This is a genomic window from Paraburkholderia sp. CHISQ3, from assembly GCF_030464945.1.
In the GTDB taxonomy this organism is placed as follows: Bacteria; Pseudomonadota; Gammaproteobacteria; order Burkholderiales; family Burkholderiaceae; genus Paraburkholderia; species Paraburkholderia megapolitana.
Genome location: NZ_JALPRG010000002.1, coordinates 313978 through 330893, shown reverse-complemented (window position 1 = coordinate 330893; position 16916 = coordinate 313978). Strand labels below are relative to the sequence as shown.

17 protein-coding genes are annotated in these 16916 nt (G+C 65.7%); all 17 read left to right on the top strand.

The window, feature by feature from the left end; all coding sequences use genetic code 11:
* Positions 1–51: 51 nt before the first annotated feature.
* From M0D65_RS05205 to M0D65_RS05125, 17 genes are read left to right on the top strand one after another with little or no spacing between them, the layout of a single operon-like run.
* The gene (locus tag M0D65_RS05205; protein ID WP_266252027.1) at positions 52–753 is read left to right on the top strand and encodes a beta-ketoacyl synthase chain length factor; all 702 of its coding nucleotides are present in this window, start codon (positions 52–54) and stop codon (positions 751–753) included.
* Positions 750–1544 carry a 1-acyl-sn-glycerol-3-phosphate acyltransferase gene (locus M0D65_RS05200; protein WP_266251603.1) on the top strand — a complete coding sequence of 265 codons (795 nt, stop codon included), beginning with the start codon at positions 750–752 and terminating at the stop codon, positions 1542–1544. The genes M0D65_RS05205 and M0D65_RS05200 overlap by 4 nt, the downstream gene beginning before the upstream one ends.
* Complete coding sequence (locus tag M0D65_RS05195) at positions 1519–1818, top strand: phosphopantetheine-binding protein (protein ID WP_091011644.1); 300 nt, start codon at positions 1519–1521, stop codon at positions 1816–1818. Before M0D65_RS05200 ends, M0D65_RS05195 begins: the two co-directional genes overlap by 26 nt.
* A gap of 3 nt (positions 1819–1821) precedes the next feature.
* A complete protein-coding gene (locus M0D65_RS05190) occupies positions 1822–2073 on the top strand; it encodes an acyl carrier protein (RefSeq protein ID WP_091011451.1) in 252 nt (83 codons plus the stop codon).
* Positions 2073–2798, top strand: coding sequence for a hypothetical protein (locus M0D65_RS05185; protein ID WP_266251601.1), 726 nt, complete (start codon positions 2073–2075; stop codon positions 2796–2798). Before M0D65_RS05190 ends, M0D65_RS05185 begins: the two co-directional genes overlap by 1 nt.
* Entirely contained in the window at positions 2795–4513 is a 1719-nt protein-coding gene (locus M0D65_RS05180) for an AMP-binding protein (protein WP_266251599.1), read from the top strand. The genes M0D65_RS05185 and M0D65_RS05180 overlap by 4 nt, the downstream gene beginning before the upstream one ends.
* Entirely contained in the window at positions 4510–6423 is a 1914-nt protein-coding gene (locus tag M0D65_RS05175) for a glycosyltransferase (RefSeq protein WP_266251598.1), read from the top strand. The genes M0D65_RS05180 and M0D65_RS05175 overlap by 4 nt, the downstream gene beginning before the upstream one ends.
* Positions 6410–8014, top strand: a complete 1605-nt coding sequence (gene hutH, locus M0D65_RS05170; protein WP_091011453.1) for a histidine ammonia-lyase — start codon at positions 6410–6412, stop codon at positions 8012–8014. The genes M0D65_RS05175 and hutH overlap by 14 nt, the downstream gene beginning before the upstream one ends.
* A complete protein-coding gene (locus M0D65_RS05165; RefSeq protein WP_091011454.1) occupies positions 8007–8438 on the top strand; it encodes a thioesterase family protein in 432 nt (143 codons plus the stop codon). The genes hutH and M0D65_RS05165 overlap by 8 nt, the downstream gene beginning before the upstream one ends.
* Positions 8426–9091 carry an outer membrane lipoprotein carrier protein LolA gene (locus M0D65_RS05160; protein WP_091011455.1) on the top strand — a complete coding sequence of 222 codons (666 nt, stop codon included), beginning with the start codon at positions 8426–8428 and terminating at the stop codon, positions 9089–9091. The genes M0D65_RS05165 and M0D65_RS05160 overlap by 13 nt, the downstream gene beginning before the upstream one ends.
* The gene (locus M0D65_RS05155) at positions 9091–11523 is read left to right on the top strand and encodes an MMPL family transporter (RefSeq protein ID WP_091011456.1); all 2433 of its coding nucleotides are present in this window, start codon (positions 9091–9093) and stop codon (positions 11521–11523) included. Before M0D65_RS05160 ends, M0D65_RS05155 begins: the two co-directional genes overlap by 1 nt.
* Positions 11520–12701 carry a beta-ketoacyl-[acyl-carrier-protein] synthase family protein gene (locus tag M0D65_RS05150; protein WP_091011457.1) on the top strand — a complete coding sequence of 394 codons (1182 nt, stop codon included), beginning with the start codon at positions 11520–11522 and terminating at the stop codon, positions 12699–12701. The genes M0D65_RS05155 and M0D65_RS05150 overlap by 4 nt, the downstream gene beginning before the upstream one ends.
* Positions 12701–13186 carry a hotdog family protein gene (locus M0D65_RS05145; RefSeq protein WP_091011458.1) on the top strand — a complete coding sequence of 162 codons (486 nt, stop codon included), beginning with the start codon at positions 12701–12703 and terminating at the stop codon, positions 13184–13186. Before M0D65_RS05150 ends, M0D65_RS05145 begins: the two co-directional genes overlap by 1 nt.
* Positions 13183–13908, top strand: a complete 726-nt coding sequence (locus M0D65_RS05140) for a 3-ketoacyl-ACP reductase FabG2 (protein ID WP_091011459.1) — start codon at positions 13183–13185, stop codon at positions 13906–13908. The genes M0D65_RS05145 and M0D65_RS05140 overlap by 4 nt, the downstream gene beginning before the upstream one ends.
* A 1-nt stretch (position 13909) precedes the next feature.
* On the top strand, positions 13910–15136 hold the full coding sequence (locus tag M0D65_RS05135) for a beta-ketoacyl-ACP synthase (protein WP_091011460.1): 1227 nt from the start codon (positions 13910–13912) through the stop codon (positions 15134–15136).
* Complete coding sequence (locus M0D65_RS05130; RefSeq protein WP_091011461.1) at positions 15133–16374, top strand: beta-ketoacyl synthase; 1242 nt, start codon at positions 15133–15135, stop codon at positions 16372–16374. Before M0D65_RS05135 ends, M0D65_RS05130 begins: the two co-directional genes overlap by 4 nt.
* Positions 16375–16412: 38 nt before the next feature.
* Positions 16413–16838: a signal peptidase gene (locus M0D65_RS05125; protein WP_091011462.1), complete on the top strand. Its 426-nt coding sequence runs from the start codon at positions 16413–16415 to the stop codon at positions 16836–16838.
* The last annotated feature ends 78 nt before the right edge of the window (positions 16839–16916 follow it).

Below are 16916 nucleotides of genomic sequence, written 5' to 3'. Positions count from 1 at the left end.
CGGGCGTCCCCCGGTCAGGCGCCAGCAGCGTTCATGCGCGCAAACACCGACATGCCCGATCTGCACTGGACCATTCCGGTTGCTCGCTGGTCTTCCTGGCCCGCGACAGCAGCCGTCGCTCCCGATATCGGCTTTATCGAACCGATGGTCAGGCGTCGTCTGAGCACACTGTCGCGCGCCGCGCTGAAAGTGGCGCACGACTGCGTGCCACGGCAATGCGAGGTACGCGTGGTATTTGCGTCGCGTCATGGCGAATTGCGGCGCACCACCGATATTCTCCATGCACTCACGGCCGGCGAACCCGTCTCGCCAACCGCCTTCAGTCTCTCCGTGCTTAACGCGATGCCCGGCATATTCAGTATTGCGCGCGGCGATCATGCGCCTGCCAGCGCGCTGTCGGCGGGTGCCGAAACGCTCGGCTACGCGCTGCTAGAAGCGCACGCGCAATATGCCGGTGATCCATGTGGCCCGGTGCTGCTCGTTTACGCGGACGAGCCCGCTGATGCGATCTACGGTCCAGTCGAACACGAAGTGCAAGGCGGCGCGCTCGCGATTCTGCTGGACTCCCAGGCTATCGGGCATCTCGAATGCACGGTTTGCGCCGATGAGTCTGATCAGCCCGATGAGCTCGCATCTGTTGCGTTGCCTACCCAGAGCGAAGCCGTGCTGCGCTGTCTGGAGCGCCGCGAGCCGGCCGCGTGGCACGGGCCGCGCGCGGGGTGGCAGTGGCGCTGGAACGGAGTGGCGGCATGAATACCCGCATCGGCTACTACTGGCGTCTGGTTGCAACCGGTATGAGCTTCGTCGTATTCGGCGTGTGCGGGCTGCTGTTCTCGTTGCTCGTGTTTCCGATCGCGTGGCTCTGGCCGCATCGCGCGTCGCGGCAGCGCATCGTGACGTTGGTGATCCACCAGTTTTTTCGCGCGCTCGTTGCGGCGCTGCAATGGATCGGAGTGATGGAACTCGATGTGCGGGGTGGGGCTGCGTTGCGCAACCGCCGGCCGGCGATCGTCGTTGCGAACCACCCGACCTATCTCGACGTGGTGGTGCTGTTGTCGCTGACCCCTAGGGCCTGCTGCGTAGTGAAAAACGCGCATTGGGGAAACCCGTGCTTCTGGGGTATCGTGCGTGCCGCCGAATATGTGAGCAATGCCGATCCGGTCGAACTCGTCGAAGCCGGTTCGCGCCAGCTCGCAGCGGGCTACACCATGATCATCTTTCCCGAGGGCACGCGCAGTCCCGCGCCGAACCGTCTGCACGCGTTCTCGCGCGGCTTCGCGCACATGGCGCTGAAGGCGGATGTGCCAATCCTGCCGGTGCTGATGGATTGCGATCCGCCTGCGTTCACGCGGCAGATGCGCTGGTACGACGTACCGCCGCGCCCGTTCCGGATGCGCGTGAGTGTGCTCGAGCCGGTCGGCATCGAGCAACTGACAGCAAGCGACGCGGCGCCAGCGCTTGCTGCGCGCACCGTGACCAGCGCAATCGAAGCACATATCACCCGGCACCTGTTCGATTATGGATTCTTTAAAACTGGAAATTAAGCAGCTTCTGATCGAGGCACTCGATCTGGAAGACCTGAGCCCGGCGGACATCGACGACGATGCGCCGCTGTTCGACACGGACGGTGTCGGTCTCGATTCGATTGACGCGCTCGAGATCGGTATCGTGCTGCGCAAGAAATATCAATTGACGATCGCGGCGAACGACGAGCGCACGCGAGAGCATTTCCGTTCGATCAACACACTTGCGGCGCTGGTCGCCAGCCAGCGAGACGCTGCACACGCAGCGGACGAAGCAGTCAGGAAAGGGGAGTAAATCGTGACCGATGCAGAGATTCTTGAGCGTATTCGCGCCATCTTCAACGAGAACTTCGCGATCGAACCAGAGCGTGTGACGCCCGATGCAAACCTGTTCGAAGATCTCGATCTCGACAGCATCGATGCAGTCGACCTCGCGATCAAGCTGCAGGAAATGACCGGTCGCCGCATCAAGCCGGACGAGTTCAAATCAGTGCGTACGGTCAGCGATGTGATCCGCGCAGTCGAATCGCTGCTCGCAGCGCAGGGCTGATGCAGACGATGCGCACCCGCGCCCAGGGCCAGGACCACCAGGCGGCAGGTCGCGTAGCGCCCGCCACCGGACCCGCGCCCGAGGCCGGGCATGCCACGCTCGCGGTTGCGCCCGCAACGGCGCCCGCACGCGGGCGCGTCTGGAGCGGTATCGCGCAGGTCGCGCTGAAGCTCGCCTATCCGGCCTTGATCCTGGGCGCGTGGCACTGGGATGCGCCGCGCTACATCGGCTGCATGTTATTCGTGCTGCTGTGGTTGCAGCGCTGGATCGGCAAGGGTAGCGTCGCCACGTCGCTGCGACGACTCACGGCGATCGACTGGTGCGTCGCCGGTGTGCTGAGCGTTGTGTCGGCTGCGATCGTCGCGACCAACAGTGAGATGCTGCTGCGTCTTTATCCTTCGCTCGTCAATCTCGGCCTGCTGGTCGCTTTCGGCGCGACACTCGTGCGCGGGCCGTCGATGATAGAAAAATTCGCCCGCCTGCGTACACCTGCCCTGAGCGAGCATGCCGTGCATCACACACGCCGCGTTACACAGATCTGGTGCGGGTTCTTCGTACTGAATGGCGCGTTCTCCGCCTACACTGGGCTCTACTGGGCGCGCGACGCCTGGTCGCTGTACAACGGCGCGATCTCCTATGGGTTGATTGGGTTGCTGCTGGTCGGCGAGATCGCATGGCGCTATCTGGTGGTGTTGCCACGCGCCGCCCGCTCGGAGATCGCATGATCGCGTTGCACGATCTGTTGAGCGCGCCGCCCGCGGCGCGTGCTCCTTCGACGCCGGTATGCTGGGACGGCGCCGTAGTGCGCGACCATGCTGCCTTTCGTGCACGTTCGCTTGCGGCGGTTGCCGCATTGCGTACGCGCAGCGCGCAGCGCGTCGCGCTGTGCATCGGCGACCCGTTCGATTTTGCCTGCGTGCTGTTCGCGCTCTTTGCGTGCGGCAAGACGCCGGTTATTCCCGCGAGCGCGACACCCGGCTATCTGGCCGATCTGGCCGATGCGTACGATGCGGTGCTTATCGACGCCGACATGCCGGCGCTGTGCGCTGTGTCGTTTTCGCCGGACGCGTCGGACGCGTCCGGCGCATCGGCAAGGGGTCTGGCGATCGACCTGCAGGCCCAGTTGACGCTTTTCACCTCCGGCAGCAGCGGCACACCGAAGCCCATTCACAAGACGCTTGCCCAGTTCGATGCCGAGGTGCGCACCCTCGAAACGGAGTGGGGCGCGCTCGCGGGCGATGCGGCGATGCTTGCGAGCGTGCCGCACCACCATATCTATGGGCTGCTATTTCGCGTGCTGTGGCCACTCGCGGCGGGCCGCGCGTTCGACCGTGGGTTGACGCTCGATCCGCAGCAGTTGCAGGGACGGCTCGCGGAAGTCGGGGCGGCACTCGTGGTGTCGACACCCGCACAACTGTCGCGCTGGCCCGAGCTCGAGGGGTTCGCAGCGCTTGCTTCGGCGCCGCGCGCGTTTTTCTCGTCGGGTGGCCCACTCGATGAAGCGACTGCGCTCGTGTATGCAGCCGCGTTCGGCGCGGCGCCCATCGAAATCTATGGCAGCACGGAAACTGGCGGCATTGCCTGGCGCCGGCAGAACGAGCGCGCGGCGTGGACACCCGTGTTCGGCGTCGACGTGAGGCGCGCTGACGACGGCGCGCTGAACGTGCGCTCACCGCATCTGGGCCATGACCGTTGGCACCGTACCGACGACGCGATTGCGCTCGATGCCGATGGCCGGTTCCGGCTGCAGGGCCGGCTCGATCGCGTGGTCAAACTCGATGGCAAGCGCGTGTCGCTACCGGAGCTCGAGATGCGCCTCGCCGCGCATCCGCACGTCGCGCAGGTCGCGATCACACCGCTTGCCGGTGCGACGCGCGAACGGGTTGGCGCACTGGTCGCATTGAGTGCTGCGGGCCGCGACGCATTGCACGCGGGTGGTCGCGTCGCATTAGCGAAGACCCTGCGCCGCTATCTGGCCGCGTACTTCGACGTGGTCGCCCTGCCGCGCTACTGGCGTTTCCGGATGGCACTGCCATTCGACGCGCGCGGCAAGCTGCCGGCCGCGGCAGTCGCGGCCGCATTCGACGCCCGCGCGGACGGCGCCGAAGTCCTCGCCGAAACACGCGACGGCGACGCATTGCGCTACGAGTTGCGTGTGCCGCCGGGTCTCGTGCATTTCGACGGCCACTTTCCGGGCCTACCTATCTTGCCAGGCGTGGTGCAGATCGACTGGGCCATCCGGCTCGCGTCGGAACATTTCACGAACGTGCGCGAAGTCGCCTCGATCGATCGTCTGAAATTTCTCGTTCCGGTCCCACCAGGTGCGGTATTGCATCTCACGCTCGCACACGATGCCGCACGCCGTCGCGTGCAGTTCGGTTACCGGCTTGGCGAACGCGATTGCGCATCGGGTGTGATCGTCTATCGGGAGCAGGTATGAGCTTCGCTCCCTGCATCGTCATCCCGATCTATAACCATAAGGATGCGATCGGCGATACGCTCGCGCGACTCGCGGTGCACGGTTTGCCGTTCTTCGTCGTCGACGACGGCAGCGACGATGCGACTCGCGAGGTGTTGCTTGCGCTCGCCGCGCAATACCCGGCGCAGTTGACGCTACTCCGTTTGCCGGCGAACGGCGGCAAGGGTGCGGCGGTGATGGCCGGCCTGCGCGCCGCGCGCGCGGCCGGCTTCACACACGCATTGCAGATCGATGCCGACGGCCAGCACGATGCCGCCGATGTACCGCTTTTCATCGACGCCGCGCGTGCCGCGCCGGCCACCGTGATTCTCGGTCGCCCGGTGTACGACGCGAGCGTGCCGAAGGCGCGACTGTACGGTCGTTATGCGACGCACGTGTGGGTATGGATCGAAACACTGTCGCTGGAGATTCGCGATTCGATGTGCGGCTTTCGTCTGTACCCGCTCGACATCGCGTGTGCGTTGATCGACAGCGTCGCGCTGCCGACGCGCATGGATTTCGACATCGCGATTCTTGTGCGGCTGCACTGGCGCCGCGTCGCGTTCCATTCGATTCCGACGCGCGTGACCTATGCCGCCGACGGTGTATCGCACTTCGACGTGCTGTGGGACAACGTGCGCATCAGTCGCAGCCATACGTGGCTCGTCGCCGGCATGTTGTTGCGTTTGCCAGTGCTGCTTGCGCACAAGGTGATGCCGCGGCGTGCGCCTGCCGCAGCGCAAGCCGCTGTTCAGACCGATACCCACGCCGGTACGCAGCACTGGTGGCGTATTGCAGAGCGCGGTAGCTCGATCGGTATGGGGCTGCTTGCCCTGAGCTGCCGGCTCTTCGGTATCCGTTTCACCGCGTTGTGGCTGCATCCCATCGTCGGGTATTTTCTCTTGACGGGCCGTGCTGCGCGCGCCGCATCGCGCCAGTACTTCACGCGTCTCGAACATGCCGCGCCGGATCTAGACACGCCACGACCCGGTTGGCGCAGCGCCTACCGGCAGATGCTCGAGTTCGCGCGTTCGGGACTCGACAAGCTGGCTGCATGGTCAGGCCATGTGAAGCTTGCCGACGCTGCATTCGACGATTCCAGCGCGTTCGACTCGCTCGTGGCGAGCGGCCGCGGCGCGCTCGTGATCGGCGCCCACCTCGGCAACCTGGAAATGACACGCGCGCTCGCTGCGCGCGGTGCGCACGCCAAGGTGAGTGCCGTCGTCTACACCGAGCACGCGCGGCGCTTTAACCGCGTGCTCGCGTCCGCGAACAGCGAGTTTTCGCGGCGCCTGATCGAGGTCCGCGACTTCGGCCCGGAAACCTCGATGATGATGCAGGAGCGCATCGATGCAGGCGAGCTACTGGTGATCGTAGGCGATCGCGTGCCGGCGCTCGAATCCGGCCGCACGACCGACGCGCAGTTTCTCGGCGCGACCGCGCCGTTTGCGCAGGGACCTTACGTGCTTGCGCACGCGCTCGGTTGTCCGGTCTATCTGTTCTTTTGCCTGAAGGAGCGTGATGGCGCGGGCCAACGCTACCGGCTGTATTTCGAGCCATTCGCCGAACGTATCGATCTGCCGCGCCGCGAGCGCAAGCAGCATATCGCCGCGTGGGCGCAACGCTATGCGACGCGTCTCGAACACTATTGCCGCAAGGCACCCTACCAATGGTTCAACTTCTTCGATTTCTGGGCGCCTGCCCCTGGCGCACGTCCGTCCGGACGCGCGCGAGGAGAGCGTCCTTCGGAGCAAGCCCCGGAGGTGCCTCCCAGGGAACATGCGTTAGAGGCATCTTCTTCAGGGCACGCATCAACGGCGCTTTCAGCGGAACGCGCCACAGAAGCATTTTTTTCGGACCGCAGCAACGGAGAGGCGAATGGCGGAGCATGATCTGACCGGTGACGGATTTGCCTCAAGCGTTGCCCAGGTCGACGCGACGCGTGTTGTGACGATCGGCGGCCGCCGTCTGACGATCGAAGAAGTCGTCGCGATCGCGCAGCGGCGTGTGCCCGTTGCGCTCAGCGGCGACCCCACGTGGCGCGCGCGCATCGAGCGCGGCGCGGACTTCCTGCGCCGGTATCTCGCGTCGGGTGCGACGGTTTATGGCGTGAATACAGGCTATGGCGACGCGTGCGTCGTCGACGTGCCGCCCCATCTCGTCGAGGCGCTGCCATTGCAGCTCACGCGCTACCACGGCTGCGGCATGGGTCAGCACCTCGACGACGCGCAGACGCTCGCCGTGATCGTCGCGCGGCTTAACTCGCTGGCCTATGGCTTGTCGGGTGTGCGCCCCGTGTTGCTCGAACGATTGGCCGATCTGATTAACCACCGTGTGTTGCCGCGCATTCCATCCGAAGGGTCGGTCGGTGCGAGCGGCGACCTGACGCCGCTGTCGTATGTCGCTGCGGCGCTGGTCGGCGAGCGTGACGTGCTGTTCAAAGGCGGATTGCGCGACGCAGCTGGCGTATGGGCCGCGCTCGGTCTCACGCCACTCACGCTGGCGCCGAAAGAGGGCCTTGCGCTGATGAACGGCACGGCAGTGATGACCGGTCTCGCGTGTCTCGCCTTTGTTCGCGCCGAACATCTGACGCGGCTTGCCGCGCGCCTCACCGCGCTGTCGACGGTCGCGCTCGACGGCCGCGCCGCGCATTTCGATGCGCTGTTATTCGAAGCGAAGCCGCACGCGGGGCAGATGGAAGCCGCCGCGTGGATTCGGGCGGATCTCGCTGGCCGCGACGATACGCCTGGGCATCGTCTGCAGGACCGCTATTCGATCCGCTGTGCGCCGCATGTAATCGGTGTTGCGCGCGACGCGCTGTCATGGGTGCGCCGCGACATCGAGAACGAACTGAACAGCGCGAACGACAATCCGCTGGTCGACCCCGACGGCGAACGCGTGCTGCACGGCGGCAACTTCTACGGCGGTCATATCGCGTTCGCGATGGATGCGCTGAAAACGGCGGTCGCCAACCTCGCGGACCTGATGGATCGTCAGATCGCGCTGCTCGTCGACGACAAGTTCAACAATGGCTTGCCGCGCAACCTGACGGGTGCTGCGCCCGCGCGTGCGCCGATCAACCACGGCTTCAAGGCCGTGCAGATATCGTCGTCGGCATGGACCGCCGAGGCACTGAAACTGACGATGCCCGCGAGCGTGTTTTCGCGTTCGACCGAAGCACACAACCAGGACAAGGTCAGCATGGGTACGATCGCCGCGCGCGATTGTTTGCGCATCCTCGAGCTGACCGAGCAGGTCGCGGCCGCCCATACGCTCGCGACCGTGCAGGCCGCACAGCTGCGTTTGCGCAGCAACGGCACGCCGCTCCCCGCGCCGCTGCGCGATTTCGTCGACAGCGTGAGCGCGCAGTCGCCGTTCGTCGATGAGGATCGTGCGCTGGAGCCGGACCTGCGTGCATTGACCGCACGAATCGCAGATTGCGCGCTGGTCGGCGACACGGTGGAGGGCAGGCGGCATGGCTGATCCACGCCCGGTCCTGAGCGCGAGCGCCACTGTCGAGGTGCCGTTTCACGACGTCGATGCAATGAACGTATGCTGGCACGGTCATTATCTGAAGTACTTCGAGATCGGCCGGGTCGCGTTGCTGCGCGCATTCGACTACGACTATCGTGAGATGCAGGCGTCGGGTTATCTGTGGCCGGTCGTCGAGGCGCATCTGAAGTACGTGCGGCCCGCGGTGTACGGACAGCGCGTCGACGTGCACGCCGAGTTGCTCGAACACGAGAACCGCCTGAAGATCGGCTACGAGATCGTCGACTGTGTATCGGGCGAGCGGCTGACGAAGGGCTACACCATTCAGGTGGCCGTCGACGCCACGAGCCAGGAGTTGCAGTTCGTGTCGCCGCCAGTCGTATTCGAAAAGCTGGAGCGCGCATGGTCTCGCTGACGCTGCGTGCGGCGATCGCAACGCTGTTCGTCGCGGCTTGCGTGCCCGGGACAACTGCGTTCGCGGCAGCGGCACCGCCGTCCGCTGCGGCCCCCGATAGCGCACTCGTTGCGCAGATCGCCGCGCATCTCGGGCAGGCGCCAGGCATTCGTGCGCGCTTCACGCAGACCCAGACGCTGTCCGCGATGAAGCAACCGCTCGTCAGCAGGGGCTCGCTGCTGTTCGTTCGCGCGCTTGGCGTGATCTGGCAGATCGAGTCGCCCTACAAAGCCACTTACGTGATTACCGACACGGGCGTCGTTGAAGTCAACCCGCAGGGCCAGCGCATCGCCACACAAACCGCGTCCGGCACGCGCGGCGTCGCGCAGGTATCGCGGATGATGCGCGCGATGCTTGGCGGCGACCTGTCGTCCCTCTATTCGCAGTTCGACGTGCATGCGCAGGGCACGTTCGCACAATGGCGCATGCAGCTCACGCCGAACCAGCCGCAGCTCGCACAATCGATCCGCTCGCTGCAAATGACGGGCGGCACCTACCTGCAGACGCTGCACATCGCGTTCGCGAACGGCGACGCCACCCAGCTCGACTTCGCGAACACGACCCCGGTCGAGGCACCGACGCCTGCCGAACGTACCCTGTTCGGAGCGCCCTGATGGAACGGCTGCAACAGCGCGGCGCCAGAAAAACGTGGGCGATACGCGCCGCGTGGCTGGTGCTCGCACTCGCGGCCTCTTGCTACTGCGCATGGCGCTTCGCGGGGCCATCGCCGTTGCAGACCGATCTGCTCGCGCTGCTGCCCGCCACCGAAGTCGACCCTGTGGCCGAACAGGCCGTCAATACGCTCGCTGCATCGCTGGGCGACCGCACTGTGTTGCTCGTCACGAGTCACGATGCTGCGCATGCAAAGGCAGCGGCGCGGCAGCTCGGAGCATCGCTCACCACAAGCGGCGCGTTTCGCTCGGTAACCGCGGAGCTTCCGCCGTTCGATCTGTCGAGTATCGCTGCGCTATATCTGCCGTATCGCTTCGGCCTGCTCACCCCGACGGACCGCGCAACGCTCGCGGATCCTGGGGTCTCGCTGCACGATGCACTGGCCGCGCGCCTCTACAACCCGCTGCGCAGCGGTCTTGCCACGCCGCTCGCCGACGATCCGTTCGGCTGGCTCGAACATTGGCTCGCGAGGTTGCCGCTTGCCACCTCGAATCTCGGTATCGAAGACGGTCTGCTGGTCGCCCATCGCGGCACTGCGACGCTTGTGACGGGTGCCAGCACCAGCGTGCTGGTGCTCGCTACGCTACCCGGCTCAGCCTATGAAGCGAAGACACAGCGTGCGGTGCTCGACGCGGTCGCACACGGCACGGCGGTGCTACGTCAGACGTTTCCCGATGTGACCGTCGCGCGTACGGGCGCCGTGTTCTATGCGGAGGCGGCGCGCAGCGCGTCGGAGCGCGAGGTGCATCTGATCGGCGCCGTGTCGGTGTGCGGCATTGCGCTGCTGATGCTATGGGTGTTCCGCTCGCCGCGATTGCTGCTGTTCGGTTTCCTCTCGACGGCACTGGGCGTCGTCTGCGCGCTTGCGGTGACGATGCTGGTGTTCGGCAAGCTACACCTGCTGACACTGGTGTTCGGCGCGAGTCTGATCGGCGAGGCGGTCGATTACTCGATTCAGTACTTTGTCGTCTATCTCGGCACGCGGCGCAACTGGGATGCGCGACGTGGCGCACGCGCGGTGCGCCCGGCACTGGGCGTCGCACTGTCGACGAGTCTGCTTGGCTACGCGATTCTTGCATGGGTACCGTTTCCAGCGTTGAAGCAGATCGCGTGTTTTGCGATTGTCGGCATCTGCACCGCGTTCGCGTCCGTATTGTGGTTGTTGCCCACGCTGCTCACCACTGCACCGAAGCGCAGCCCGCGCGCACTTTTCAATGCAGCGGCAAGGCTGCTCGCACGCTGGCACGCTGCGATCGGCGGACGGCGCGCAGGGGTCGTCGCGGCGCTGCTGCTGGTCGCCGCGGCGCCGGGCTGGATGCGCCTCACGAGCGACGACGACATCCATCTGTTGATTCAGCGTGACCCGGCGCTGGTCGCACAGGAGCGCGAGGTCCGCGAGGCGACCGGCGTCGACAGCACGGCGCAATTTTTCGTCGTGCGCGGTGCGACGCCCGAAGCCGTGCTGGAGCGCGCAGAGATGCTTGGCGCGAAACTGGACGCGCTGCATGGCCCCCAGGGAGTGGACGGCTGGCAATCGGTGACGTCGTTTGTGCCGTCGGCGAAACAGCAAGCCGACGACCGCCGGCTGCTCGCACAGCGTGTGTTCGCCGATCCGGCGAAACTGGGTACGCTGCTGGACGACGCGGGCTTTCGCGACGAGGTCGCAACCACGTGGCTCGCGGCCTATACGAAATCGGCCGGGACGGCGCTCGGTATCGACAACTGGCTCGCCGCACCCTGGTCGCGGCCGTTCCGTCATTTGTGGTTGGGCAACGTGGGTGAGATCGACGGGCGCGCGGGCGGTTATGCGGCGCTCGTGATGCCGCGGCGCGTGACGACCGCGAACGAAGCGGCGCTGATCGCCATTGCCAGTGCGTTGCCGCAGGTGGTTTTCGTCGACAAGGCAGCGAGCGTGTCGCGTCTCTTCGGTGCGTACCGTGTCGACAGTGGGCTGTGGCTCGCAGGTGCACTGGTACTGGTCCTTGGTTTGCTGATGTGGCGTTACACATTGCGCGGTGGTCTCGCGACGGCGCTGCCGGTCATGCTCGCGGTCGGCGTAACGCTCTCGGTGTTCGGTTATGCAGGCGTACCGCTCAATCTGTTCAACTGGCTCGCGCTGATGCTGGTACTCGGCGTCGGGGCGAATTACGCGGTATTTCTGCGCGAAGGTGCGGGGCGCCCCGACGCCGACCTCGGTGCGGTGTGGACCGGCGTGCTGCTATCGGCGGCGACGACACTGCTCTCGTTCGGCCTGCTAGGGTTGAGCGCGATGCCGGCGCTGCGCAGCTTCGGCGGCACGCTTGCGTTGGGTATCGCGGTGTCGGTGCTACTCGCTCCGATCGGCATGCCGGCGTCTCCCAGGAGGATCGCTTGAGCGGAGTACCCGTCTATCTGCACGCGCTCGGCATGATCAATGCACTCGGCGCCGACCTCGACGCGATCGTGCCTGCGCTCGCCGCTTCTGCTGCGCCGGGAATGGGTGCGGTGCCGATGCGCAACGGCGACTCGTTCGTCGGCCGGGTCATGGCACCGCTTGACATTGCACCGCCCGCGGCGCTCGCGCACTACGACTGCCGCAACAACCGGCTGCTGCTTGCCGCGCTCGCGCAGATCGCGCCGGCACTCGAAAACGCCCGGGCCCGCTATGGTGCGCGGCGGATTGGCGTGGTGCTTGGCACGAGTACGTCAGGCATCGATGCCGCCGAAGCCGCGCTCGCGCAGCGCGTCCGTACCGGCGAGTTACCCGCCGCGTTCGACTACCGGCAGATGGAAATCGGCACGGTGGCGCCGTTCGCCGCTGCCGCGCTGAACCTGCGCGGACCGGCATTCACGATTTCGACCGCGTGTACGTCGAGTGCGAAAGTCTTCGTGGCGGCGCGCCGGCTGTTGCAACTGAAGTTGTGCGATGCCGTCGTAGTCGGCGGGGTCGACGCACTGTGCGAACTGACCGTACAAGGATTCGGCTCGCTCGAATCGACCAGCGTGTCGCGCAGCAATCCGATGAGTCGCAACCGCTGCGGGATCAACATCGGTGAAGGCGCTGCGGTGTTCCTGATGAGCCGTGACGAAGCGCTCGTCAGGCTGGCGGGTGCCGGCGAGTCGAGCGATGCCCATCACATCTCGGCGCCGGACCCGCAGGGTGTCGGCGGTGAACGCGCCCTGCGCGCGGCACTCGCCGATGCGGGGATTGCCGCGGCGGCGGTCGGCTACGTCAACCTGCACGCGACAGCCACGCGCAAGAATGACGAGATGGAAGCGCATTTGCTGGCCCGCGTGTTCCCGGCGGGTGTCGCGGCGAGCGGCACGAAGCCGTTGACCGGCCACCCGCTCGGCGCAGCCGGCGCGACCGAACTGGGGTTCGCGTGGCTTGCGCTGGCGCGTCCAGATGTCGCGTTGCCGCGCCATCTGTGGGACGGTGAGGCCGATCCTGCGCTACCGGTACTCGATCTCGTCGAAGACGAACGGCGGTTAGCGAGCGCAGGCGGCGCGTACGCGATGAGCAATTCCTTTGCATTCGGCGGCAGCAATGTCAGCCTGATCCTTGGCCGGTGATGCCCGTGACGACACCTACGATCGAATCTGTTTTCCCACCCGTCGAGACGATCCTGCCGCATCGCGGCACGATGCTGCTGCTCGAGCGCGTGAGCGCGTGTACCGACGATGCGCTCACCGCGCATGCGAGAGTGAACCCGGCCGCGTGGTACGCCGATGCCAACGGTGCAATGCCCGCGTGGATCGGCATCGAACTGATGGCGCAGGCGATTGCCGCTCACGTCGGCCTGCTCGCCATGCGCGCGGGCGGCACGGCGCGCCCAGGCGTGCTGCTCGGTTCGCGCAGCTACACGGCGGTGCTGTCCGCTTTTCCGCGCGCGGCGCAGTTGCGGATCGAGACCAGCGAACTATTGCGTAGCGAAGCAGGGCATGGCGCGTACGAATGCACAATCGATTGCGGCACGACACGCTGTGCCGAGGCGGTGATCAAGGTGTATCAGCCCACCGATTTCCAGACATTCATTGAAGGGAGTTTCAGGTCATGAGCCGGCGTGTCCTTATAACCGGTGCAAATCGCGGCATTGGCCGCGCGATAGCCTATCAGCTTGCCGCCGACGGTTTCGCCGTATCGGTGCATTGCCGCAGTGGCCGCGCCGAAGCCGACGCGGTCACGGCAGGCATCGTCGCCCAGGGCGGCGCGGCACGCGTGTTGCAGTTCGATGTGCGCGAGCGCGCCGTCTGTCGCAATCTGCTCGAAGCCGACGTTGCCGCGCATGGCGCGTACTACGGGATCGTCTGCTGCGCCGGGGTGACCCGCGACGCGGCGTTTCCCGCGCTTACCGATGAAGACTGGGACATCGTGATCGAAACCGGTCTCGATGCGTTCTACAACGTGGTCCACCCCCTGACGATGCCGATGGTGCGTGCTCGCAAGGGTGGCCGGATCGTCACGATCGCGTCGGTGTCCGGTGTGATCGGCAATCGCGGCCAGGTGAACTACAGCGCAGCGAAGGCCGGGTTGATCGGAGCGACGAAAGCGCTGGCCGTCGAACTTGCGACGCGCAACATCACGGTCAACTGTGTCGCGCCCGGACTGATCGAGACCGGCATGCTCGACACCACGTCGCTCGAACACGGACTGCAGGCGGTGCCGATGAAGCGCGTCGGCCAGCCGGCCGAAGTCGCGTCGGTGGTGAGTTTCCTGATGTCCGATGCAGCCTCGTATGTGACGCGGCAGGTGATCGGTGTGAACGGCGGGATGGTCTGATATGAAGCGCGTCGTCGTTACAGGTATGGGCGGCGTCACGGCGTTCGGCGATCGCTGGGACGACATAGAAGCGCACTTGCGCGCCGGACGCAATGCGGTGCGTCGCATGACTGAATGGGACTACTTCGAGTCTCTGCATACGCGGCTGGCGTGTCCGCTGCCCGGCTTTAGCGCGCCTGCGCACTATCCACGCAAAAAGACCCGCTCGATGGGGCCGGTGTCGATGTATGCCGTGCGAGCGAGTGAACTCGCGCTGGAGGACGCCGGACTCGCCGAAGACCTGTCGATCCGCGATGGCCGCATGGGGGTCGCGTACGGATCGTCGTCGGGATCCGTCGCGCCGATCCGTGCGTTTGGCGCGATGCTTCAAACCGGGTCGATGACCGATGTCTCCTCAAACAGCTACGTGCAGATGATGCCGCATACCGCGGCGGTCAACGTCAGCCTGTTCTGGGACCTGAAGGGACGTATTGTGCCGACGTCGTGCGCATGCGCGTCGGGTAGCCAGGCGATCGGCTACGCCTATGAGACGATCGCGACCGGCAAGCAGCAACTGATGCTCGCGGGCGGCGCGGAGGAACTGTCGGGGCCCGCAGTCGCCGTGTTCGATACGCTGTATGCGACCAGTACCCGTAACGACGAAGCGCATCTGACGCCACGGCCGTTCGACCTGAAGCGCGACGGCCTCGTGGTCGGCGAGGGCGCGGCGACGCTGGTGCTTGAAGAGTACGAGCACGCGAGAGCGCGCGGCGCGCGGATTCACGCGGAGATTGTCGGCTTTGGCTGCAATTCCGATGGCGCGCATATGACCCAGCCCACTGCCCCGACCATGGCGATCGCGATGCGGCTTGCGCTCGACGATGCACAGCTTGCCCCCGCCGCGATCGCCTATGTGAACGCGCACGGCACGTCGACGGATCGCGGCGATGTTGCGGAAAGCCACGCCACCGAGCAGGTGTTCGGCGCGCGCATGCCGATCAGTTCGCTGAAGAGCTACGTGGGCCACACGCTCGGCGCATGCGGTGCGCTGGAAGCATGGTGGACGATCGAGATGATGAAGCGCAACTGGTACGCGCCGACGCTGAACCTGACTGAAGTCGACCCGGCGTGCGCGTCGCTCGACTACATCGTCGGCGGTGGCCGGGAGATCGACGCGGAGCACGTGATGAGCAACAACTTCGCGTTCGGCGGGATCAACACATCGCTTGTTTTCAGGCGCGTGCGATGAGCGCGCATACATCGCGCGCGACGTCGCGTGTCGTCGTCACCGGCATGGGTATCGTGTCGTGCCTCGGCAATACGCTCGACGATGTGTCGGCTGCGCTGCGCGAGGGGCGCAGCGGCCTGTCGCGAATCGACGCGTGGCGCGCCCGTGGCTTTGGCAGCCAGGTGGCGGGCGTTGCATCGGTGGCGGGCGCGCTGCCCTTCGACCGCAAGCTCGAACGCTTCATGGGCGATACCGCGCGCTTCGCATGCCATGCGGCGCGTAGTGCGATTGCCGATGCCGAACTCGATCCGGCGACGCTGCGCTCGCCGCAGGCGGGCGCCGTGATCGGCTCCGGCGTCGGCACCATGTCCACGTACGACCACGCGATGGCAATCGCACACACGCGCGGCGTCGACAAGGTGCCGCCGTACACGGTGCCACAGGCGATGAGCAGCACCGCCTCCGCGAATGTCGCGCAGGCGTTCGGTCTGGAAGGCGTGAGCTATTCGCCGTCTTCGGCCTGCACGACGTCCGCGCTCGCGATCGGTCAGGCGATGCAACTGATCCAGACGGGTCGCCAGCAGATCGTGCTCGCGGGTGGTAGCGAATCGCTGCACGACAACATGACGTTGATGTTCGATGCGATGGGCGCGCTGTCGCGGCACTTCAACGACACGCCGCAGCGCGCGTCGCGCCCGTACGATACGGCGCGCGACGGTTTCGTGATCGCATCGGGCGGCGGTGTGCTGGTGCTGGAGGCGCTCGATCACGCGCTTGCCCGCGGCGCACGCATTTACGCGGAGCTGACCGGCTTCGGAGAAGGTACCGACGGTGCCGGCATGGTGACACCGCACGCGCCGGGGATTGCGCGTGCGATGCGTGCCGCGCTCGACGAAGGCGGCGTACGACCCGGCTACATCAACACACATGGACCGTCGACACCGCTTGGCGACATCGAGGAACTGCGCGCGCTTGCCGACGTGTTCGGCCCGGAGGTGCCGCCGTTTTCCTCGACCAAGGGGTTGACCGGGCATCCACTCGGCGCATGCGGGGCGCACGAGGCGATCTACACGCTTCTGATGATGCGCGATGGTTTTATCGCAGGGACGACGGGGATCGAGACGATCGACCCACGGGTCGGCCACCTGCCGCTCGTGCAAGCCTCGCGTGCGGCGCAGATCGATGCGGCGATGTCGGTTTCTTTCGGGTTCGGCGGCAGTTGCGCGAGCCTGATGTTTCGCGCCTGGAAGGGTGCATAAAATCCTGCAACGTAGTTGCAATAACGAGAGAAATAACAATGAAGATCAGATACGCGGTTGGCATGGTGATCGTTGCGGCGATCACCCAGACGGGGTGTGCAACGCATGTTCGGTCGTTGCCGTTGCAGGCGAAGTTGACCCAGCCGGATGCCAGCTCGGCGGTAGCGCTTTATTTCGGTTCGCAAACCCACGAGGCGGTGAAGACGCAGCTTGGCGAGGTGACAGCGTCGGCGCGCATCGCGCGTAAGGTCGACGACGAGCAGGTGTCGTGCGATACCGCCTTGAACGAGGCGTTGCACAAGCTGCGCGACGATGCAGGCTCACGTCATGCGAATGCCGTGATCAATATTCGCACGAGCTTTCACAGCACCGAGACGGAAGCGGCCGATACCTTCACCTGTGGCGTAAGCGGCAGCGCCGCCGCGCTGCACGTGCGCGGCGATGCAGTCACGCTCGAGCAGTAACACTCGCAACGAAGTGAGCGTTGGGTGGCGGCATGCGAGGAGCGCTGGCCGGCGCTGCCCCGATGCCGCCACGGTCTG